The organism is Streptomyces sp. OfavH-34-F, from assembly GCF_022347745.1.
Lineage (GTDB): Bacteria > Actinomycetota > Actinomycetes > Streptomycetales > Streptomycetaceae > Streptomyces.
Window position 1 is genome coordinate 89,673 of sequence record NZ_JAKRGC010000001.1, and the last position, 21,370, is coordinate 111,042.

20 protein-coding genes are annotated in these 21,370 nt (G+C 69.8%); 6 read left to right on the forward strand and 14 right to left on the reverse strand.

Translation table 11 applies throughout. The features are described 5' to 3' along the window. Positions 1-741: 741 nt before the first annotated feature. The 12 genes from MHW47_RS00460 to MHW47_RS00515 all read right to left on the reverse strand — a co-directional run bounded on the left by MHW47_RS00460 (position 742) and on the right by MHW47_RS00515 (position 14,210). On the reverse strand, positions 742-2,163 hold the full coding sequence (locus tag MHW47_RS00460) for an NADH-quinone oxidoreductase subunit N (protein WP_239220543.1): 1,422 nt from the start codon (positions 2,161-2,163) through the stop codon (positions 742-744). Next, complete coding sequence (locus MHW47_RS00465; RefSeq protein ID WP_239220544.1) at positions 2,160-3,668, reverse strand: NuoM family protein; 1,509 nt, start codon at positions 3,666-3,668, stop codon at positions 2,160-2,162. The genes MHW47_RS00460 and MHW47_RS00465 overlap by 4 nt, the downstream gene beginning before the upstream one ends. Before the next feature lie 6 nt (positions 3,669-3,674). Beyond that, the gene (locus MHW47_RS00470; protein ID WP_239220545.1) at positions 3,675-5,546 is read right to left on the reverse strand and encodes a proton-conducting transporter membrane subunit; all 1,872 of its coding nucleotides are present in this window, start codon (positions 5,544-5,546) and stop codon (positions 3,675-3,677) included. Beyond that, positions 5,543-5,848 carry an NADH-quinone oxidoreductase subunit K gene (locus MHW47_RS00475; protein ID WP_239220546.1) on the reverse strand — a complete coding sequence of 102 codons (306 nt, stop codon included), beginning with the start codon at positions 5,846-5,848 and terminating at the stop codon, positions 5,543-5,545. The genes MHW47_RS00470 and MHW47_RS00475 overlap by 4 nt, the downstream gene beginning before the upstream one ends. Then, positions 5,845-6,414: an NADH-quinone oxidoreductase subunit J gene (locus tag MHW47_RS00480; protein ID WP_239220547.1), complete on the reverse strand. Its 570-nt coding sequence runs from the start codon at positions 6,412-6,414 to the stop codon at positions 5,845-5,847. The genes MHW47_RS00475 and MHW47_RS00480 overlap by 4 nt, the downstream gene beginning before the upstream one ends. A 19-nt stretch (positions 6,415-6,433) precedes the next feature. After that, positions 6,434-7,363 (reverse strand): NADH-quinone oxidoreductase subunit H, encoded by a 930-nt coding sequence (locus MHW47_RS00485; RefSeq protein ID WP_239220548.1) that lies wholly within the window; start codon positions 7,361-7,363, stop codon positions 6,434-6,436. Further along, a complete protein-coding gene (locus tag MHW47_RS00490; protein ID WP_239220549.1) occupies positions 7,356-8,780 on the reverse strand; it encodes a hypothetical protein in 1,425 nt (474 codons plus the stop codon). Before MHW47_RS00490 ends, MHW47_RS00485 begins: the two co-directional genes overlap by 8 nt. After that, positions 8,771-9,121 (reverse strand): NADH-quinone oxidoreductase subunit A, encoded by a 351-nt coding sequence (locus MHW47_RS00495; protein ID WP_239220550.1) that lies wholly within the window; start codon positions 9,119-9,121, stop codon positions 8,771-8,773. Before MHW47_RS00495 ends, MHW47_RS00490 begins: the two co-directional genes overlap by 10 nt. 348 nt (positions 9,122-9,469) lie before the next feature. Next, positions 9,470-11,098 carry a multicopper oxidase family protein gene (locus MHW47_RS00500; protein ID WP_239220551.1) on the reverse strand — a complete coding sequence of 543 codons (1,629 nt, stop codon included), beginning with the start codon at positions 11,096-11,098 and terminating at the stop codon, positions 9,470-9,472. Between the two features lie 76 nt (positions 11,099-11,174). Further along, entirely contained in the window at positions 11,175-11,591 is a 417-nt protein-coding gene (locus MHW47_RS00505) for a DUF6153 family protein (RefSeq protein ID WP_275448672.1), read from the reverse strand. Positions 11,592-11,790: 199 nt separating this feature from the next. Next, positions 11,791-13,056, reverse strand: a complete 1,266-nt coding sequence (locus tag MHW47_RS00510; RefSeq protein WP_239220552.1) for an MFS transporter — start codon at positions 13,054-13,056, stop codon at positions 11,791-11,793. After that, complete coding sequence (locus MHW47_RS00515; protein ID WP_239220579.1) at positions 13,053-14,210, reverse strand: PLP-dependent cysteine synthase family protein; 1,158 nt, start codon at positions 14,208-14,210, stop codon at positions 13,053-13,055. Before MHW47_RS00515 ends, MHW47_RS00510 begins: the two co-directional genes overlap by 4 nt. 982 nt (positions 14,211-15,192) lie before the next feature. Between MHW47_RS00515 and MHW47_RS00520 the strand changes: the two genes are divergently transcribed. Both MHW47_RS00520 and MHW47_RS00525 read left to right on the forward strand, forming a co-directional pair. Further along, positions 15,193-15,561 (forward strand): BlaI/MecI/CopY family transcriptional regulator, encoded by a 369-nt coding sequence (locus MHW47_RS00520; RefSeq protein ID WP_129266808.1) that lies wholly within the window; start codon positions 15,193-15,195, stop codon positions 15,559-15,561. Beyond that, positions 15,558-16,439, forward strand: a complete 882-nt coding sequence (locus tag MHW47_RS00525) for a M56 family metallopeptidase (protein WP_239220553.1) — start codon at positions 15,558-15,560, stop codon at positions 16,437-16,439. The genes MHW47_RS00520 and MHW47_RS00525 overlap by 4 nt, the downstream gene beginning before the upstream one ends. Before the next feature lie 28 nt (positions 16,440-16,467). On the opposite strand, the gene MHW47_RS00530 is transcribed toward MHW47_RS00525, so the two are convergent. Together MHW47_RS00530 and MHW47_RS00535 are read right to left on the reverse strand one after the other, a co-directional pair. Then, complete coding sequence (locus MHW47_RS00530) at positions 16,468-17,505, reverse strand: C40 family peptidase (RefSeq protein ID WP_239220554.1); 1,038 nt, start codon at positions 17,503-17,505, stop codon at positions 16,468-16,470. A gap of 252 nt (positions 17,506-17,757) precedes the next feature. Continuing rightward, complete coding sequence (locus MHW47_RS00535) at positions 17,758-18,339, reverse strand: TetR/AcrR family transcriptional regulator (RefSeq protein ID WP_239220555.1); 582 nt, start codon at positions 18,337-18,339, stop codon at positions 17,758-17,760. A 109-nt stretch (positions 18,340-18,448) separates the two neighbouring features. Between MHW47_RS00535 and MHW47_RS00540 the strand changes: the two genes are divergently transcribed. The 4 genes from MHW47_RS00540 to MHW47_RS00555 all read left to right on the forward strand — a co-directional run bounded on the left by MHW47_RS00540 (position 18,449) and on the right by MHW47_RS00555 (position 21,195). Beyond that, on the forward strand, positions 18,449-19,294 hold the full coding sequence (locus tag MHW47_RS00540) for a class I SAM-dependent methyltransferase (protein WP_239220556.1): 846 nt from the start codon (positions 18,449-18,451) through the stop codon (positions 19,292-19,294). A 159-nt stretch (positions 19,295-19,453) separates the two neighbouring features. Next, positions 19,454-19,789 carry a DUF6153 family protein gene (locus MHW47_RS00545; RefSeq protein ID WP_308381172.1) on the forward strand — a complete coding sequence of 112 codons (336 nt, stop codon included), beginning with the start codon at positions 19,454-19,456 and terminating at the stop codon, positions 19,787-19,789. Between the two features lie 117 nt (positions 19,790-19,906). Then, positions 19,907-20,536, forward strand: a complete 630-nt coding sequence (locus MHW47_RS00550) for a DUF305 domain-containing protein (RefSeq protein WP_239220558.1) — start codon at positions 19,907-19,909, stop codon at positions 20,534-20,536. Between the two features lie 437 nt (positions 20,537-20,973). Continuing rightward, positions 20,974-21,195 (forward strand): DUF397 domain-containing protein, encoded by a 222-nt coding sequence (locus tag MHW47_RS00555; protein WP_239220559.1) that lies wholly within the window; start codon positions 20,974-20,976, stop codon positions 21,193-21,195. The last annotated feature ends 175 nt before the right edge of the window (positions 21,196-21,370 follow it).

Consider the following 21,370-nt stretch of genomic DNA (forward strand, 5'->3'; position numbering starts at 1 on the left):
CGCTCTCCACGGCGATCTGGCGAGCGGGTCCTCCTTTCCACCACTCCGGGAATCCGCGAACCCGCACGCTTCGTACGTTTTCGCAGCCAAGATCGGGAGGGACGAGGCCGGTCACCGCAGTGGCGAGTGGCGCTTCGTCGGGCTCGGCACACCACCCCGCGGTTCAGACAGGCACTGTGCACCGGCGCGATGCCCGATGGCCGTGCACGCCCTGGGACGCCCCTGAGCGCGGATTCGTCGCCCGGGCCCATGACGCCTCCACGATCGGCGCACACGGCCGGGGCCACGCCAGAGCCGCCAACAGCGTCCTGGCGATCACGGAAGCGATGGCACACTGATGGGCTCAACTTGCCCACTCCACCTGGGAGATCACCTGATGAACGCCACCCCCGCCCCCAACACCCAGGGAGCCGAAGAAGCCGAGGTCCGCACCGGCGGCTGCCTGTGCGGCCGCATCCGCTTCACCGCCCAGGGCCCGGCAGCCTTCCCCCACACCTGCGAATGTGATCATTGCCAGAAACTCGGCGGCACCCCCGTGATGTGGTGGGTGGGCTTCAAGACGATCACCTGGACCGGCGATGGTGGCGAACCAACCTGGTACGAGACCTTCCCCGGCGAAGCGAAGCGCGGCTTCTGCCCTACCTGCGTTATGCAAGCAGATTGTGTGTCCAGACATCTCATGTCTCAGACTCAGGCTGTGGACAATCATCCCGGGTCTCTACCGCAGACCGCCGCAGGGTGTCATGGCAGCAGGTTCCCAGTCCCGAATGCAAGCGCTGCTTCACCGGCGATCCCGAGGCCGAGGGCGAGGGTGCCGGCGGTGTAGGCGGTGGCAGTAGTCAACCGGCCCGCGGCTGCATGAGTGGCGAGCGGTGCGAAGTCGGTGATGGTGAAGAGGGGGGTAAGCCAACGGAGGTAGTAGAAGAGGGAGGCGACGGTGTTGGCGACGGCGAGGGCGGCGAGCCAGGTGTAGCCGCCGTCGATGGTGGCGCTGAAGATTTCCAGTTTGCCGAGGAAGACGCCAGTGGGCGGGGTGCCGACCAGGCCGAGGAGGCAGAGGACGAGGACGGCCGTGAGGCCGGGGCGGCGGCTGGCGAGGCCGCGGTAGTCCTCCAGGGTGCGGGCGGCGGGTAGTGCGGTGACGACGGCGAAGGCGCCGAGGTTGGTGACGGCGTAGGCGGCCAGGTAGAACAGCAGGCTTTGTTGGGCGAGGTCGGTGCGGGTGGCGACGGCGAGGGCCATCAGGAGATAGCCGACCTGGCTGATGGTGGAGTAGGCGAGCAGGCGTTTGACGGAGGTCTGGAAGAACGCCGCCAGGTTGCCCAACGTCATTGTGACGCCGGCCAGGACCGCCAGTAGGAACGGCCAGTTGACGTCGCTGTCGGGCAGAGCCTGGTGCAGCAGCCGGTAGCTGGCGATCAGTGCGCCGACCTTGGGCAGGGTAGTGACGTAGGCGGCGATGGGGGCGGGTGCGCCGTCGGTGACGTCCGGGACCCATAAGTGGGCGGGCACCGCGCCGGCCTTGAACAGCAGTCCCGCCAGAACGGCAACCAGGGCTACGGCGACGAGACCGTAAGGGGCTTCGGGCAGGGTGGTGCGCAGTTCGTGGTAGAGGGTGGCGTGCCCGGCGCCGTAGAACAGGGCGACGCCAGCGAGCATGGTGGTTCCGAGCAGCGCGCCCATCAGGTAGTACTTCAAGGCTGCTTCCGTCCCGAAGTTGTCCTTGGCGAAGGCAACCAGGGCGTAGGCGGGGATGGACGCGAGCAGGTAGGCGGCGAACAGCATCAGAAGGTCGTTCGCGCCGATGAGGGCGAGGGTGCCGGCGCTGGTCAGCAGGAGCAGGACCCAGTACTCGGTTTCGCGTTTGTGGCCGCGCACGGTTTCCGCCGACATGGCGATGACCAGCAGCAGTGCGCCGAGAACAATCAGGCGCCCAGCGTCGGTGGCGACGTCCACGGCGAACTGGTCGGAGAACACTGTCTGTTCGCGGCCAGTGGCCATGGTGATCGCGGTCGCGACGAGGCCCGCGGTACAGGCGACGACCGCCAGGGCGGCAATGAGCCACTGGCGGCGGCGCGGCAGCCAGGATCCGGCGAGGAGCCCGAGCACGGCCGCGCCGACCAGGGACAGTTCGGGGATGAGGGCGGTGAGGTTCTCGTTCACCGGGCGACCAATCCGATGACGGTGTGGCTGGCGGGTTCGATGACGTCCAGGAGCCAGCGCGGCGCGACGCCGATGATGAGTGCGACGGCCAGCAGCGCCACGGTGGACAGCGCTTCGCTGCGCTTCAGGTCGGTGATGCCGCTGGTGGGGGTGGTCTGCGGCAACTGGGGGACGCCGAGGAACATGCCGTGCAGTGCCCGCAGGAACAGGGCGGCGGTGATCAGGATCCCGGTCACCGCGATGGCGGTGGCCACGGTCTGGGAGGCGAGGGAGCCGGTGAAGATCTGGAATTCGGCGATGAACCCGGAAAAGCCGGGGATGCCGAGGGAGGCGAACGCGGCCACCGCGGTCACGGCGGCAAAGCGCGGTGTGTGGGCGGCCAGGCCGGAGTAGGCGTCAATGGAGTAGGTGCCACCGCGGTCGTACAGGACGCCGGTGAGCAGGAAGAGAGCGCCGGTGATCAGGCCGTGGCTGACCATCTGGGTGACCGCGCCGGTCACCGCCAGGGAGCGGGCTTGGGCGTCGCTGCCGGCGAGGGTTCCTGCGGCGCCGACGGCGAGGATGATGTAGCCCATGTGGTTGACCGAGGTGTAGGCGATCATGCGTTTGAAGTCGGTCTGGGCGAGGGCGACCAGGGCTCCGTAGACCACGGAGACGGCTCCGACGATCACGATGACCAGGGCGTAGTGGCGCCAGCCGCCGGGCAGCAGGGGCATGGCGATGCGGACGACGCCGTAGGTGCCCATTTTCAGCAGCACGCCGGCCAGGATCGCCGAGCCTGCGGCGGGGGCATCGGTGTGAGCCGGGGGCAGCCAGGTGTGGAAGGGCACGGTCGGCGTCTTGACCGCGAGCCCGACGCCGATGGCGAGCAGCACCAGGCCGGCGTACAGGCCGCGCCCGGCCAGCGGATTGGCGCGGGTGAGGTCGACGATGTCGAAGGTGTGCGGAGTGGCGGCCAGGTAGAGGCCGATGAAGCCGAGCAGCAGGGCGAGGGATCCGATGAAGGTGTAGAGGAAGAACTTTAGCGCCGCTGCGCGTGCGCGCTCCCCGTGGCCCCAGCCGGCGATGACGAAGAACATGCCGACGATGGAGAGGTCGAAGAAGACGAAGAACAGGATCAGGTCCAGGGCTACGAACAGCCCCAGGCTGACAGTCTGCAGAAATAGGAACAGACAGACGTACGAGCGCACGCGCTTCGTCTCGCGCAGCGAGTACACGGCGACGGCCAGGAACAGCAGGCAGGTCAGCGCGATCAGAGGCAGGGACAGCCCGTCGACGCCGACGTGGTAGCTCACGCCGGCGCTGGGAATCCAGCGCACCCGCTGCTGGTACTGGAGGCCGCCGCCGGGATCGAATGCCGCCCACAGGGCGATCACGAGGGCCAGATCGGCGGCCGCGGTGACGATCCACACCCAACTGCAGACACGGTTCGACAGCGCGCGTGGCGGCAGAAGCAGCAGTACCGTGCACACGGCCAGCGGGAGGAAGGTGATGACACTCAGCACAGGGCGTTACCTCACCAACAGCACGATCAGGGTCAATACGCAGAAGCCGACGGCAGCTTGGGCGTAGTACTGGTGCAGCAGCCCAGTCTGCGGGCGGCGCGCCCACCGCCCGAGACGGCGCGCACCGGACGCGACCGCGCCTACGGCGGCGTCGATGCCGTCGTCGTCCAGGCGGCGCGCGAACCGGGAGGCCGCCAGGCCGGCCCGGGCGGTCTGCCGGACCGCGCCGTCCACGACCCGGTCGTCGAAGACGGTCAGGGCACGGGCCAGGGCCAGGACCGGACCGACGACGAGCAGGTACGCAGCCCGCTCCAGGCCCAACCAGCCCTCCGCCCAGCCCGCCACAACCCGCGGTGCCGGAGTGGGGTGGGAGGAGTGCCACCAGGCCCACGTCGCAGCGGCGAGCGCCACGCCGGCCGACAGACCCAGCTCCCACGCTTTCGGCGAGGGCTCGGAAGGGGCGCCGACCAGTCGCTCGATCCAGGAAGCGGGGCCGGGCAGAGCCAGTACGCCCAGCACCGCCGCGAGGCTGGTCAACGCCCACAGCGGGAAGGGTGCGGCGCGCGGGACGCGGCGGGTGCCGTGCTCCTCGGTGTCGTACCCCGCTTCTGCGTCGGCGGGCAGTGGCCGGGTGACGTACCACAGGGCCTTGACGCTGTAGACGGCCGACACGGCCGCGGCGGCCAGCCCGACGGCGTACAGGGCGGTGTTCTCGGCGCGGGCGGCGGCGAGGATCTCGTCCTTGGCCGCCCACAGCGACAGCGGCGCCAGCCCGGCCAGCGTCAGGGTGCCAAGAGAGAAGGCGGCACCGACCAGGCGGTAGGTGCGGGCGGCGCCGCGAAGGGCTGGCAACTGCTTGGTGCCCAGCGCTGTCAGCCACGCCCCTGCGGCCAGGAACAGTCCCGACTTGGTGGCGGCGTGCGCGACGAGCTGGGTGAGGCCGCCGGCCACGCCGCCGCTTCCGGCCGCAAGGACCATGAACCCGATCTGCGCTGAAGTGGAGGCCGCGAGCAGCTGTTTCAGGTCGTTCTGGGCGACGGCCACCAGGCCAAGGACCAGGGCGGTGGCCGCGCCGGTCCAGGCGACCATCGGTCCCGCCCAGTCGGTGGCGGCCAGCAGCGGGTGCAGGCGCAGCAGCAGGTAGGCACCGGCGGCGACCATGGTCGCCGAGTGGAGCAGCGCCGAGACCGGGCTGGGACCCTGCATGGCCTTGGAAAGCCAGAAGGAGAACGGCAACTGTGCGGACTTGCCCAACGCCGAGGCCACGACTCCCGCGGTGACCACGTGCAGCCACGGCGAGGCCGCCTGCGGCAGCGCGTCCAGGCGCAGCGAGCCGACGCCGCCCGCGAGCGCGGCCCCGGCCGCGAGATACAGGCCGAGGTCGGCGGTGCGCGTGGTGAGGAAGGCGACGTTCGCGGCCTGAACCCGTTCCGGCTGCTGCCACCAGTAGCCGATCAGCGCCCAGCTGGTCGCGCCCATGACCTCCCAGGCCATCAGCAGCAGCGGCAGCGTGGTTGCCGTGACGGTGACCAGCATGGCCCCGGCGAACAGCAGCATCAGTCCGTAGAACCGGCCCCGGTTCTCGCCTTGACCGAACTCCCCGGTGGAGAACAGCAGCACCCCCAGGGTGACCGCGGCAACGGTGATCACCATGACGGCGGACAGACCGTCCACCGCGAGCCCTGCCCGCATCCCGGTAAACAGCGGCGCGCTCGCCTCGGGCCGTGTGAGCGCGGCGGTCACGGCCAGACCCAGCGTCGCCAGGGCCGCCGCCACCCCGAGGAAGGAAGCCGACCGGTTGACGCCTCGGCCAGCCAGGCAGAGGACGGTCCCCGCGCCCAGGGGCACACAGATCAGCAGCCAGAGCAGCACGGTCACCCCTTCAGGTCCTCGGCCATGTCGGTCATGTCGACCTGCCGGGCCCGGTAGATCGCTGTGGTGACGGCGAAGCCCATCGCCATCTCCACCGCCATCGCCACCACCGCCGCCACGATCACCACCTGGCCACTGCCTGCGGCGGGGGCGATAAAGTGCCAGAAGTCGGCGGCCGCCACGATGATCCCGCCGATCATCAACTCGATTCCCATCATGATCATCACGATGGACTGCTGGGACAGTGCACCGAACAGGCCAGTGCAGAACAGGCCCGCGGCCAGCACCAAAAGCAGTTCGAAGGTCATCGGCCCACCCCTCCGCCGGCCGGGTCCTTCGCGGGGCGTTGGTCGAGGTCGTCGCCGAAGCGGTCGTAGCGGCCCCGGTGGGTGGCCAGCACGGTGGCGCCGACCATGGTGGCCAGCAGCACGAACCCGAGGGTGACCATGGTCAGCATCTGGTCGCCCATCAGGGACATGCCGACCTGGAGGGTGGTATCGCTCGGCCGGGCACCGCTCCGGCGTGGCCAGGGCACGGCGAAGATCCCGGCGACCAGGGCGGCGAACACCACGGAGCTGACGGCCAGCGCGCCGCGCGTGTTGTGCAGCATGGACATCGGCATCAGACCGGCCGGGTTCATCATGTAAGCGATCATGAACACGGCCATGATCACCATCTCCATGACCATCATCAGCACGATCACCACACCCAGGTACGGCAGCCCCAGCACGGCCACCACACCACCGACGCAAGCCAGAGACGCCAGCAGGGAGAAGGTGACGCGGGCCATCGAGTTGAGGGTGAACACCAGCACGCCGCCGGCCAGGGCGAGCGCGCCCAGCACCCCCAGCAGCACGAGGTCCGACGTACTCATGGTGTGATCCCCTTGCTCTTCATCGGTTCAGGTCGACCAGGGCCGGAATGAGTACCTGCACGATCGTCAGCGGAATGAGCACCACCCAGACGAACTCCACATACCGGTCAGCCCGGATGACCGGCAGCCGCCGCACCGCCACCACCAGCACGGCCAGTACCAGCAGCGTCTTCACCAGCGACCAGGCCCAGGCGGGCATGCCCGGTCCCGCACCGCCGCCCAGGAACAGTGGGACCGCCATCGCCGCGCCGGCCGCCAGCCACAGCCACCGCCCGGCCTCGAGCAGCAGCCGGTCCGCCCCGGCAACTTCGCTCAGTACCCCGCCGGCCAGGTCACGGCCGACCGGGTAGGCGAACGGTCCCAGGAAACTGAAGGCGAGCACCCCGGCCAGATAGACGACAGAGGCGACCGGCATCCACACCGCGTACCACAGGCCGTGCTGGGCGGCGGCGATGTCACTCACCCGCAGGGATTGCGCCCCGGTCGCGGTCGAGATCAGCGCGAACATCATCGGCAGTTCGTAGGCCAGGCCCTGGGCCAGGAACCGGTAGCCGCCGACCAGGGAGAAGGCCGCGTTGGGGCCCCACCCGGCCAGCCACAACCCGGCCCAGGTCAGCACCTCCATGGCGTTGAACCACACCACCCCGACCGACAGGTCGGCCACCGCCATGCCACCGAACGGGATCACCAGCGTGGACAGCACCGCCGCCACCGGCACCGTGACCACACCGGCCCGCCACAGCAGCACATCCGAGGCCGGCAGGCGCCGCGGCTGTGCCAGCAGCGCCCCTGGCACGCCGAGAAACGGCCGAACCATGGTCGCAGGGCTGACAGACCGGCCCGCGTCCCGGGCTTCAAGCGCCGCATGGCCGACCACCGCCAGCCCGGCCAGCGCGAGCAGCATCACGGGTGCCGCCAGCAGCGTCCACCATGCCCCTGCCTCAACCACGGGCCTCCACCTCGCTTCGTGCCGTAGCGAGTTCGTCCAGGTCCGGGTCGAGGCTGGCCACGATGAGGCGGGCCGCGGCCAGTTCTGCCCCCGTCAGCAGCCCTGGCAGCAGCGCGATCAGCGGGGCCGACGGCGGGTCATCCCCCCTCCAGCAGCCGCGGGGGCTTTCCTCCCTCGCCGGTCGAAGCGGTGACGGCTCCTCCAGCCGCCCCACATCGCGGCGGAGGTCGGCAAGCCACTGCCGGTAGCGATCGGTCGCGTCCCCACCGGCCCGCGCCGCCGGCCCGCTCACCCCGGCCTCACGCGCCTCTTCCGTGCTCACCTGGCCGATCCCTCGGGTCATCCAGGCCAACGTCCGCGACCGGCCGACCCGGCGGGCGAAACGCTCCAGCCGAGGCGCGAACCCCTCACCGGGCGCACCGTCGAGCAGGTCGTCGCGCAGCCGCCTCGCCACGATCGTCTCGGCGGGCCACCCGGCCACCGACAGCAGCCGGGCCAGACTGTCCAGATGCGCGGCCGCCCGACGCCGGGCCGCCTCACCCACGCTCACCGGCTCACCAGCCGCAGCGCGCAGCCACGGCTGCACCCAGAACGCTTCCCTTCCCGTGGTGTCGGACCGCAGCGGCTCCTCGACCTTGGCTTCCTGCACGACGTCGCCCTGCAAGGTCACGCGGATGGTCAGTCCGGCCGGCCAGTCGGCAAGCAACGGCCCCAGGCCCACGTGCAGCTGGTCGAGCATCAGGCCGTCACGGTCCTCACCCTGCTCGGCCATCGGCAGCCCGCCCGGCATCTCCATGTCACCGCCGCCGTGACCGCCATGCGCCTCATGGTCGCCGTGGCCCTGGCTTGTGTCACCCTCGCCGCCGCCGTGGCCGTCGTGGGCTTCGTGGTGTTCATCCTGCGGGTCGGCCTGGCTGTCCCCGCGCTGCGCTTCCGCATCATGATGATGGTCGCCGTTCCCGTCGTCGTGCTCGTCGTGTGAACCGTTGGCGTCGCCGTGCCCCTCGTCGTGGTCTTCACCACCGCGAGACTCCTGGTGGTGCGGGCCGGCATCATCACCACTCCGGCCTGCTCCGGCAGGCGCCTCGGCCTGCGTGCACTGATCAACTGGCGTGGTGAGCCGGGCCTGTCCGGTCTCCAGCGCGGCCTCGACGTCACCGGCACCGGGCGCGTGGACGCGAGCGCGGGGCGCGGGCAGGTCCTGCCACAGCCGATTCAGCGCCGGATGCAGGTCCGGGCAGTCCGGCCCGGCGATGAGCAGCACATCCGCCTGCGCCGGGGTTGCGACCAGTGGCCAGTCCCGCAGCCGCAGCAAGCGCTCTGCTTCCAGCCGCGCAGCCGCTCCGCCCGGCAGGGTGGCCAGCAGCACACGGGGCCGAGCCGCGGCAGCGCGCAGGGCAAGGCCGGTCACGTCCATCGCAGCGCACCCTCCCGCCAGGCGTAGACGACCCCGGCCAGCAGAACCCCCAGGAAGACGAACATCTCGATCACTGCACTGGGCCCCATGGCAGAGATCACCCGCGTCCACGGGTACATGAACACCATCTCCATATCGAAGGCCAGGAAGAGCATCGTCACGGTGTACCAGCGCACGTGGAACCGGCTCACCGCATGCTCGACCGGCTCCAGCCCCGACCCGAACGGCGCAGCGGCCACCGGATCAGCAGACAACCGCGCCGCCCAGGCCGCCCCGTAGACGCCGACGACGGCCAGCGCGGCGACGCCCAGGAGCGACAGCGCCGCCGTGGTGCCGCTCACCCCGTCTCACCGCCTTGGCAGGCGACCGGAAGGCGTCCGCGGTTCCGCCCCGTCGCAAGCCCGGGGCGGAGCGCATCAACGGTGTTGGCGGCCTGGGCGGGCATTTCCGGTGCTCCTCTCTGCTGCCGTCCTGAGCCAGTCGCGTACCCCCCGGGGGCATGCGTAATCAGACTCGGCCGGGCGTCCCTTGTGAGGATTCCGGCTGCGGGCTGCGAAAAGGGGCGTGGCGCGCCGCGCTGGAGAAGGTTTCCGTCTGCGACCGTGCCGATGGCGCGCACGCTGCACTCCTGCGGCGGGGTTGCGCCGGGGAGCAGGGCCTCAGGGCCTCCCGGCGCAACCCCCTGGGGGTCAGGCGCGATAGGCGACGTTGGCCATCATCCCGGCTTCGCCGTGATAGGTGTTGTGGCAGTGCAGCATCCACTGGCCCGGGTTGTCGGCATCGAAGAAGACGGACGTCTTCGTACCTGGCAGGACGATGGTGGTGTCTTTACGCGGCCCGCTGCTGCCGAGCTGGTAGGTATGGCCGTGCAGGTGCATCGGGTGCCACATGTCGGTGCCGTTGACGAAGTCGAGCCGCACCCGCTGGCCCTCCTGGATGACGATCGGGTTCGCCTGCGGGTCGGCCATGTCGAACGGCCGCCCGTTGATGGACCAGTTGTACTTCTCCATACCACCGGTCAGCTTGATCCGGTGGGTGACGTCGGTCTTGGCCGAGGCGAGCCGGGCGCCGTCGGCCGCCCGCAGCTGCGGCGCGGTCACGATCATGCCGTCGAGTTCCCTCGGCCGGACGGTCGCCGACGGTGCGCTCCCCGAACCCGTCCGCACCAGGGCCAGGCCGCTCGCCCTCTTGCCCTCGGCCACCGCGACGAGCGGGAAGACGCCGTCGCCGAGGGTGACCAGGACGTCGTAGCGCTCGCCCATACCGACGAGCAAAGCATCCACTTCCTGGTGCCGGACGGGGAATCCGTCGGTATGGGTGATGGTCAGCTTGTGGTCACCGAGAGCGACTCGGTAGGCGGTGTCGGAGCCGGCGTTGATGATCCGCAGCCGCACCTTCTTCCCGGGCTTGCCCGCGTAGACATCCGGGTCCGTGGCCACTCGGCCGTTGATCAGGTGGTGCGGGTATTTCACATCGCCGGCGTCGCCTCCCAGCAGCTTGCTGGTGGCGCCCATAAGCATGAACTTCATCGGCATGTCCCCGGACGGTGAGGCGGCCGAAGCGGGCGGGGACGACGCCTGGCTCATGTCCATTCCGCCCATGTCTCCCATGTCATGGCCGCCCATGCTGCTGGACGGGCTGGGGGTGTCTCCCGTGTCCGTGTGGCCGCTCATCGCCCCCATGCCGTGCTTGAGTTCGGTGAAGACCTCGTCCGGCGTGCCAGTGACACCGTCGACCCAGTCGTCGAGGAGGACCACCCACTCGTCGTCGTACGCGAGAGGCTCCTTGGGGTCCTCGACGATCAGCGGGGCGTACAGCCCTCGGTCGAGCTGGACACCGACGTGCGGGTGGAAGAAGTACGTGCCTGGGGCGTCGGCGGTGAACCGGTAGGTGAAGGTCGAGCCGGCCCGCACGGAGGTCTGAGTGAGGGGCGGCACTCCGTCACTATCATTGCGCAGCGCGATGCCGTGCCAGTGGATCGAGGTGGCGGTCTTGTCCGGGAGCTGGTTCGACAGCTCGGCGGCCAGGGTGTCGCCGAGGGACAACCGGACCTCCTTGCCGGGAACACGCCCGTCAAAAGCCCAGGTCCTGGGCATAACGCCACTGCCCAGGTCGATCATGGCGGGTGCGGCGGTCAGGGTGAGCCGGTGCGTACGTCCGGTGCTGGTGCGCTTCTTCTCGGTGGCTGCAACCGCCGCGCCCGAGGGGCTGACCAGGGCTTTGGTGCCGGAATCATCGCCGCCGCACGCGGCGAGCGCGCCCGCGCCGGCCGCTCCCAGGCCCGCGAGCAGGACGGAACGCCGGTTGATGCTCTTCATCGTATTGCTGTCCTCTGTCTCGAAACTGCCGATGTGGTCGCATGAGGACGGCACATCGCGCGCCGTCCGGCGCGGCCTAAATGCGCAGTTGAGACAGGACAGACAGATCAGGCGGAGCTCGGCCGACCGCACCGGCAGGGGCGCTCCCCGGCACCGCCTGGTGCAGGTCCGCCGGTGCGAACACGGGGCTCTGGCCGGGCACAGCGAGCTGGACAGAACCGACGCCCGCGGCGGTGCAGTGCTGCATGCCGGACATGCCGCAACCGTCGGAACCGTTTCCATACACGGGCGCTCCCGCCCAGCCCGCCACGACATGAGCATCATGACCGGCGGACGACGTGGACGGCATACCAGTGGCCGGCATGGGCGGCATGGCAGGCGCAACGGTTTCGTGATGGACGAGCACCGCCAGCGCGATGCACAGGGTACCCAACACCCCGTACACCCAGCGGAGGACTGTGCCACCGCTGCTGCGAGCTGCCCGTCGCGCCATGAACTCCGCCCGTGTCGTGTGTGCCGATGACTGACCCCGCCATCCTACCCCCAGGGGGTAACTGCGGGCCCAGCCACGGGGGACGCAGGGGAACGCCGCGTACGAGGCTATCGGGCGGCAGCCGGATGCGCCGGTCCCGGACGGCGACGCCGTGACCGTGTGGTCGCGGGCTGGCCGCCCGCGACCACCTGGATTGCCTCTAGGCGGGGGCGGGGGCGGGTTGCGGCAGGGGGCAGGTGAGCCGGCCGGTTCGGGCCAGCGCGCCGACCGCTGCCGCACACCCGACGCCGGTGCCCGTGAGTGCCGCCCACACCAGCCATGTGGAGTCGTGGGTGTGTGCGTAGTCCCACAGGGCGCCGCAGGCCAGATTGCCCAGAGTGATACCAAGGCCGGAGACGGTGTTGTAGAGGCCGTAGTGGGTGGCGACCAGTCGGTTGCCGGACAGGGCAACGACGGTGTCCATCTCAAAGGGGTAGACCACCGCGCTGCCCGCCGCCAGGACAGCGACGGCAACCACCAGTGCTGCCAGCACCGCGGCCTTGGACGAGCCGGGGATCAGGGCCAGGGGCAGGAAAGCCCCGCCCATCGCCGCGAGGCCGGCCGTCAGCGCCTGATGAGGGGTGAAGCGGCGCTTGGCCCAGCCGGTCAGCCTCAGCTGCCCGGCCACCGCGACCGCCGCGGAGACCACGAACAGAGCGCTGGTCGCCTTCGTGCCGTCAGCACCGAGCGCGGCGTCCGCGGCCAGCGGCAGCGCGAGGTAGACCTGGAAAGTCAGCACGTAGGAGCCGATCATCGCCGCCGAGAACAGCAGGAACGGCCGGTTGCCGACGACCGTGCGCCACTGCGCCCACACTCCGCTTCCCGCCTTCAGCGCATCGGCTCCATCTGTGCCGCTCCGGGCGGGCAAGTTTCGGGCCTGCAGGACACTCAGGGCCGCGAAAATCGCGGCTGCCACCGTGCACACCAGACGGAAGTCTGCGGCCAGCAGCGCCAGACCGACGAGCGGACCGAGCAGCATGCCGGCCTGGTAGTAGACGTTGAACGTCGCGAACGCGTCCACCCGGCGCTCGCCCGCCTCTGCAGCGAGGTAGGCACGCACGGCCGGGTTGAACAAGGCGCCGGCGAAGCCGGTGATCGCCGAGGCGGCGATCAGCGCGGGCACGGTGTTGACCCAGCCCAGCAGCGCGAAACCGCCCGTGCGCAGTAGACATCCGGCGAGGATGGGCGCTTTGTAGCCGAACCGGTCGGCGATGGTGCCGCCGATCAGGAAGAGGCCCTGCTGGGAGAGGTTGCGCGCCCCCAGGACCAGCCCGACCGTCCATGCAGCGAGTCCGAGGTCGCCGGACAGGTGGGCGGCCAGGTAGGGCATGAGCATGTAGAAGGCGAGGTTGATGGCGAACTGGTTCACCATCAGCAACCGGACCGCTGGGGTGAAGGAACGGGACTGGCGGATCAGGTTCCTCATCGGGTTACTCCCACCAGACCCGAGCCCGCCGGCTCTGTGCCGAGTGCGGGATGGGGCCGTTCGACAGTGCGGCAGCGGGCCCACCGGCTCACGACCGCATCGGCCGGGCGTTCGATCTCCAGCGGGTCTTCGGCCGGGGTGTGTCCGAGCAGCTGGTGGGTGCGGCACCAGTCGTCATCGAAGACGGTGCTGACGTAGCGGTGCGGGCCGTCGGGGAAGACGACCGCGATCCGGTCCTCTGCCGCACACGTACGGGCGATCCAGCGTGCGACCAGGGCCACCGCCCCCACGCTCCACCCGCCCGTGGCGTACTGGGTGTTGGCCAGAGCGCGGGCGGCCCAGACGGCTTCGGGGGCGGCGACCCAGTGGACCTCGTCGAACAGCTCGTAGGCGACGTTGCCGGGATAGATCGATGAGCCGAGTCCACGCATCAGCCGGGTGCCGGCCGGCTGCCCGAAGATCGTCGATCCGCACGTGTCGACGCCCACCACCCGCAGGGCGGGGAAGAAGCCGCGCAGCACGCGGCCGACGCCGGCGGAGTGGCCTCCGGTGCCGACCGAGACAACCAGCGTGTCGATGCGGCCGAGCTGGGCGACCAGTTCGTGCGCGAGCGGCTGGTAGGCGGCGACATTGTCGGGGTTGTTGTACTGGTCCGGACACCACGCGTCCGGGTACGCGGCGAGCAGCTCTCCGACGCGTTCACGGCGGGCCTGCTGCCAGCCTCCGGCAGGGTGCGGCTCACTGACGGTGTGGACCTCGGCGCCGTACGCGCGCAGCAGTCCGGCGACCTGGGGCTCCATGCCCGGGTCGGTGACGACCGAGACGGGATGGCCATAGGCGACGCCGGCCAGCGCGAGGCCCAGGCCGAGGGTTCCGGAAGTGGACTCAACGATCCGCGCTCCGGGCAGCAGCTGGCCGCGCTCCCGGGCAGCCTGCACCATGTACAGCGCGGCGCGGTCCTTGATACCGCCCGGGTTGTGGCCTTCCAGCTTGGCCCAGAAACCCCGGCCCGGCGTTGCGAACGGCTCACCCACCCACAGCACCGGGGTGCCGCCCACCAGCGCGGCAGGCGTGGTTGCCTGCCGCCCACCGGCGGCCAGCAACTGTGCGGGGGAAAAGGCGACGGAGTCGAGGACAGAGGACAGGTGGTTCATCATCACGGCTCTCCCACCACCGAACCGGAGCCGTATGCCCGGGCGCAGCGGTGTGCAGGACGAAGTGACAGGCGACAGAACTCAGAGCCACTCCGGGCCCGGACAGGGTCGCGCCCTGCCACGAACAGCCGAAGCGGCGATACCTGTCAGTTCCGCCACACCTGCAACAACGCCTGTACTTCTCCCGCGCCGGAAGGCGGGACGCCGAGTACCGGTGGGCCCCGTCCCGGCGTGACCTCGAACCTCAGCCCCGGCGGCAGAGCCGCAGAGGACGGCAACGGGTTCTTCCCGCCCTCCGTATGACTCACGACCGACTCGCCCAGCCCCGTGCACACAGTGCATTGGTGGTGATGACCCGTGCATGGCGCGGAATGTGCCCGCGCCTGGTCGGGCGAATGAAGAACGGGAACCGGCACAGTCGCCACCGCCATTGCCGTATCCGCTCGTAGCGCATCGGTTGCCAGTGGCCCGTGCGCACAGCCCAGCAGATGAAACAGCACCATCAGCACGAGCCCCACCCACCCGAGCGGGCGGCAGACCCCGCGCGCTGGTAGCTCCACACCGATCATCACTAGCTCACTGTAGTCAGAGAGCTACGTAAAGTTCTCGTCAGTGTCGTCAGCGCCCCCTCGCCCCCGTATGGCCTGCCGGAGCATCCAGCCCCCTGGGAGGACGGCTCGTCTTCGCCGCCGCCCCCGCGTCAGCCTCAACCCGCGCCCCCGGTCCGCTGTAACCCGCAGTCACCGAGATGACCGATTTGGCCGGGGTCGACGCCGCCCGTTTCGCACCCCGAACGTTCAGCCGGCCGGACATGATGGTGATCTCCGAGTCTTGAACCTTCTCGACCCTCGCGGCGAGGTCCTTGACAGCCTGGGCCTTCGCCGCAGTCCGCCTTGGAACCTCAGCCCTCGCCGAAGGGGCAGCCCTTGCGTGCCTCTACGATGACGTGAGCGGATGCGGTGGATAAAGAGAGGTGCGGGCCATGCGGCGGCTGGGGGATCTCGAGGCCGAGATCATGGACTGCTTGTGGACATGGGGCAGACCAGCCACGGTCCGCGACGTCGTCGATGAGATCAACATCCGTCGTCCTGCGGCGTACACCACGGTCATGACGGTAGCCACGATCCTGTTCAACAAAGGGTGGCTGACCCGGAAGAAGCAGGGTCAGGCATGGCTCTACACGCCGGTGCGCAGCCGCGAGGCGTATGCGGCGGCCTTGATGGAGGACGCACTCGGCATCAGTGAGGACCGCCCGGCGGCTCTCGCTCACTTCATCGAGCAGATGAATGAGGACGAGGTCGCCGCGCTGCGCGAGGCACTGCGAGCCGCAGGACGGCGTCCGGCGTCGTGAACACGGCTCCCGCTCTGCTGGGGTATGCAGCCGCCGTCGCAACGATCGTGCCGCCGGTCATGGCCCGGGCCCGCTGGCCGTACCGGTCACCGCGGCTGGCCGCGGCTCTGTGGTCAGCTCTGGCCGTGTCGTTTTCCTTGTGCCTTGCGCTGGCCGTCGTCCATGTGCTCACTCCCGACGCGCACGTCGGTTTGCTCTATTCCTGTCAGGTCGCGTTCGGAATCAGCCCCGGTGAGGGGGCAGTGGCCAGGTGGGGCATCACCACGCTGGCTGTCGTGGCCGGCGCCCACCTCGGGGTCTTCGCGTTTCACGCGCTGCGGGCCCGTGGTGCGCGCAACCGCCACCGCACTGTGCTGGACATGATCGGGCGCCGTACGCCCGCCCTGCGGGCCACCGTGATCGAGCACCCGGCGACGGCCGCCTACTGCCTGCCCGGGCGTCATCCTCGGATCGTCGTCAGCCGTGGTGCTGTCGACCGCCTGAGCGATGCCGAACTCGGAGCTGTCGTCGAGCACGAACACGCGCACATCGCCGGCCGTCACCATCTGATGCTGGCGGCTGTCCACGGCTTCGCCACCGTTTTCGGCCCGCTACCACTCGCCCGCCATCTGCTGCGCCAGATTCCATTGCTGTTGGAGATGGCCGCCGACGACCGGGCCCTGCGCCACTACCCGCACGGCGTACTTGCCGCCGCGCTGGTCGAGATGGCCTCCGGGCAGCCGGCTCCGCGTGGGGCTCTGTCCGCCGCGGGCCCCACGGCGGTGGTACGCCTGCAGCGCATCATCAGACCTGGGCCCGCCGCACATCCTGCCGCGAGGTGGGTGACTCTGGCGGCGTCTGCGCTTCTGCCGGTGCTTCCGCTGGCTCTTGCCTGCTGACGTATACCGAACAGCCGGCCGCACCGGCTCACATCCGGACGCCCCACATGAACGGCATGCCGCTGCGGGCGATGGACTCATAGCGCACCTGAGCGCCAGGCTTCGGGGCATGCAGGATCTGGCCGTTGCCGGCGTAGAAACCGACGTGGCTCAAGTCGGTGCGCATGATGATCAGGTCGCCGGGCTGGAGTGCGCTGAGGGAGTTGATCCGGGTGCCCACATTGGCCTGGGCCTGCGAGGTCCGGGGGAGGGACACGCCGGCCTGCTGGAACGCCCACGAGGTCAGCCCGGAACAGTCGAAGGACGAGGGGCCAGTCGCACCCCAGACGTATGGCAGGCCGACACGGGACTTGGCCGCGCTGAGAGCGGCGGCCGCTCGCCCGGAGGCGCTGGCCTCGTTCCCCAGGTCGACCCGCTCGCTGGACCGGTTGGCGCGCTCCTCTTCCGCCGCACGCTGACTGCGCTCCTGCGCGGTCATGGTATTGAGCAGCCGCTGGGCCTTCGCCAGCTTGGACTGAATCTTCTTCTTATGCGCGGCCGCCAGACTGCGGGACTCCTGCAAGTCCTGCAGTTTCCCGGCCGCCTGGGTGCGCTGCTGCGTCAAGGCGCGCTTCTGGGACAGGAACGTCTGCAAAGTCTGCGACTGACGGGCGGAGAGCAGGTCCAGCCCCGCGGCCCTGTCCAGAAAGGAGTCGGGGTCGGTAGACAGCAGCAGCTGCACGGAAGGGTCAAGGCCCCCGCTGCGGTACTGCGCGGAGGCCACCGAACCGAGCTGGGCCCGCAGGGTGTTGAGGTCACCCTGTTTGCGTGCGGCGGCCTCCTGCAGGTCGGCTACCTGCTTCTTCAGCTTGTCCGCGCTCTCTTTGGCCCCGTTGTACTTCTCCGTCGCCTGGGTCGCCTCCTCGTACAGGCGGTCGACCTGCGCCTGGACGCCCTTCTTGCCGGGGTCGGGTAGCGGGTCGGCGGTGGCAGACTGCGTCGATATCGCCACCGCGGCAGCGGTGGCAGCAGTGAGCACAGTGGCGTAGGCGGCATTCGACTGCTTGGGACGACGGTGGGACGCCACTGAGGCAAGCTCCTTCTCCTCGGCCGCCGCACCCCGGACGCACACGGTCCGGATTCGCGCAGGCAGCGCGATGCGACAGATCCTCGCTGCCGCCCCCGGCGGGCGGTCGAACAGGCGAAGACTCGACGCCCGCATACTAAGCAGCTTAGTGACCTCGTTCCAAGAGCAGTGGCCCTCGAGCCCCTTGACATGGCCCGCCGCGAGCCCACCGAGGACGGTGCGTGTCCCACGGGATCCGGGCCTCGGCCCCTGTCAGACGAGAGCCGCGATGACGCGGTCCATCTGATAGGTCACTTCGGGAGCGCCCGGCCAGCTGGTCATCAGCAGATGGTGGGCGGTGGCGACCAGGGCGAGGGCGCAGGCTTCGACGTCTGCGGTGGCGGTTACCCGGCCCAAGTGCCGTTCGGCCGCCAGATAGGAGGCGATCGATGTCTGGATGGTGGTGAAACCAGGCGCGCCGGCGGCCAGTGCCTCGCGGAAGAGAGTGGCCGCGCCGGGGCGGGTAAGGGCCAGGCCGGCCATCGCCGGACCGGCCGAGGTGAGCAGCGCCCTCGCCACACAAGAGAGGTTTTCCGCGACCGCACCCTGCCCCGCCCGATCCGGCAGGCCGGCGGCCAGTGCGGCTGTGCCGGCGAGACGGTCCAGCACGAGTTCGGCGACGAACTCGTCCAGCCCGCCCGCGAAGTGCGCGTGCAGCAGGCCCTTCGAGCAGCCGGCCTCAGTCGTGACGGCCCTGCTGGTCAGGCCGCCGGGTCCGTCATGTGCGACGACACGTTCGGCGGCGGCGAAAAGCAGTTCGCGGACATCGGGGACAGCCACTCCACGAGGGGACATCAAACACCTTCCGACAGACGGGCGGGTACGGGTTCGGGTACGGGTAGACAGTATGGGCAAGCGCCCATACTGTTTGGGCGTACGCCCATTCTAGGTCGGGAGACCCGTCATGCGGCAGAGCGTCAACATCCAGCAGCAGCAAGCATGGAACGGCTACGAGGGTGAGCACTGGGCCCGCAACCAAGAGCGATGGGATGCCGTCAACGAAGGCTTCAACGCGCACTTGCTCGACGCCGCCGCGATCCTGCCCGCCGACGCGGTCCTGGACATCGGCTGCGGGGCGGGAGCCACCACTCGCCTCGGCGCCCGCCGGGCCGCCGAGGGGCGGGTCACGGGCGTCGACCTGTCGGGGCCCATGCTGGACCGCGCCCGCGCCACCACGCGCGCCGAGCACCTCGACAACGTGACGTTCGAGCAGGGCGACGCCCAGGTACACCCACTGGCAGGGCGGGACTTCGACGTGGCGATCAGCCGCTACGGCGTCATGTTCTTCGCCGACCCCGTGGCAGCCTTCACCAATATCGGCGGCGGTCTGCGTCCCGGGGGCCGGATGGCGTTCATCTGCGCGGCCGGCGCCGAAGGCAACGAGTGGCTCGAAGCGCTCGCCTCGCTGCGGGACTGCCTGCCGGTCGGCGGCTTCGGGGCAACCGGCAGGCCAGGCATGTTCTCGCTCGCCGATCCCACCCGGGTGGAGGAAGTGCTCAAGGCTGCTGCGTTCACACGCTTCCGGATACGGCCCGTAGAAGCGCACGGCAGGTGGGGACAGGGCGCCGGGGACGCCGCGGACTTCCTGCTCGGCTCAGGTCCCGGCCGCAACCTGCTGCAGCAGGTGGACACCGAGACCGGAGACCGGGCACGGCGCCGACTCACCGAAACGCTCCGCCCCTACGAAGACGCCCAGGGCGTGGTCCGGATGCGCAGTTCGGCGTGGCTGGTCACCGCCGAACGGCCGTAACGGAACCGCGGTGATCGCACCGGCTTACGAGTGCCGAAGCGTGGCGCAGGCCACGTCACAGGCATTGAGGCCCGGGGGGCCCGTACGATGGCCCGCATGACCAGCAGTACGCATCATCCGAGCCACCGCCCTGCCGGGCGGTGGCTTGTGCTGCTGGTGATGACAGTCCTGGCCGGCGTACTGGGCATGCACGCTCTGGCTCCTGGCGGAGTACCCGCAGAGCACGCGGAGGCCCGGCACGACACGGTCCGGACGGTGGAGGCTCCGCATTCGGGTGACGGCTGCTCGCACGCGCACCACGAACCGGGTCACCTCAACCACGCCGACGGGACATGTTCCGCAACCGGCGTCGGCTCCCCCTACGCTCCGCCCGCGCTGACCGCCGCCGTAGTCGACGCACCCTCCGCGTCCCCGCTCTCGGAGAGCGCGCCGGCGTCGGCCCAGGCCAGCCGGGCCCCGCCGGACCTGTCTCAACTGCAACTCCTGCGGATTTAGAGCGCCTTGCACGGCACCACCTTGCCCCGGCACTGCCGGGAAGTTGCGCCGCGCTTCGGCAGACCTCATTTCCGTGAATTCAGCGCGCCCCGCCGCGCTCGAAGGAGTTGCACCACCATGACCAGCAAGCGATCCCTCGTCCGCCGTACCGTTGCCGTGGCCACCGCAGGCGCGGCCGCTGTCGTCCTCGCCGCCTGCGGCAGCAGTGACGACAGCACCACCTCCGGACACGACGGCCACACCACGAAGTCGCCGTCCGCCTCAGCGTCGGCTTCCCAAGGACAGCACAACGCCGCGGACGTGATGTTCGCCCAGGGCATGATCCCGCACCACCGCCAAGCGGTGGAGATGGCCGATCTGGCATCCACCCGCGCCCAGGGGGCACAGGTCAAAACGCTTGCCGAAGACATCAAGAAGGCCCAGGACCCGGAGATCCAGACGTTGTCTGGATGGCTCACCTCCTGGGGCGAGGACGTGCCCGCCGAGGACGCCATGGACCACTCCATGCACGAGTCGGGCGGGATGATGACCGCCGAAGAGATGGACAAGCTGGAGAAGTCCTCGGGCAAGGCGTTCGACACAGCCTTCCTGGAAATGATGATCAAGCACCACGAGGGTGCGGTGGCCATGGCCAAGAGCGAGCAGACCGACGGCGTCTACGGGCCTGCCAAGAAGATGGCCGATGCCATCGTCACCTCGCAGAGCGCGGAAATCACCCAGATGAACACCCTGCTCGGCAAGAACTGACCCGAACACCGGTGTGGGGCGTACATGCACGCCCCACACCGGTGCGCCGACTCCTCCCCGACATGCCTTGGCCCGACGCCATGACTCCTGCCGGCAAATTCCGGCACGCTGGCTGGGCGGCTGTGTGGTGAGCGCGTGGTATCGGGCCAGGGCGCCGGGGGCGAGAATCTGCCGGGCCCAGTCGATCAGCGGTGTGTAGTAGGGATGGTGGACCACGACCGCATGCTGGCTGCCGAGGACGGCGGCTTCGTCCACGATGCGCGCGAGGCCCGGCCGTCCCCCGACCGGGCGAAGTGGCTTGGGTAGATACGGCGACCAGTTCCCCACGCGGGCACCGAGTCCGCCTACGGCGATCACCACCGGGGCCGCGGCGCGGGTGGACGGCTGTGTCATCGGTGTTTCCTTCGGGAGGTCCTCGTAGGCGGTAGCGTCGGCGCATGCATGTACGCGTGACGGGCATCGTCATCGACGCCGGCAAGATCCTGCTGCTGGACCAGGACACGGACTCCTCCTGGGCCTGGTCCCTGCCCGGGGGAAGGTCGAGCGTGGAGATCACCGACCTGCCCGGCGGCGGCATCGCCGTCCGCGACTCCAAGAAACTCTCCCGCCCCGCTCTGTGCCTAACCGCCGCGAGTGGTCAGCCCTCTGCAAGGGCATGATCGACGGCTCCCTGTAGAACGCCCCGGCCAGGTGCCGAAAGGGGCCGCATCCCCCGGTCGATAGCGGGGGGATGCGGCCCCTTCGCCGTACAGACGTACCCACTCCGGCGGCGCCGCTACTCCTCAGGGTGGGACCAGGAGCACGGCGAGGAGCCGGTGCGGACTCCTCGGCGCC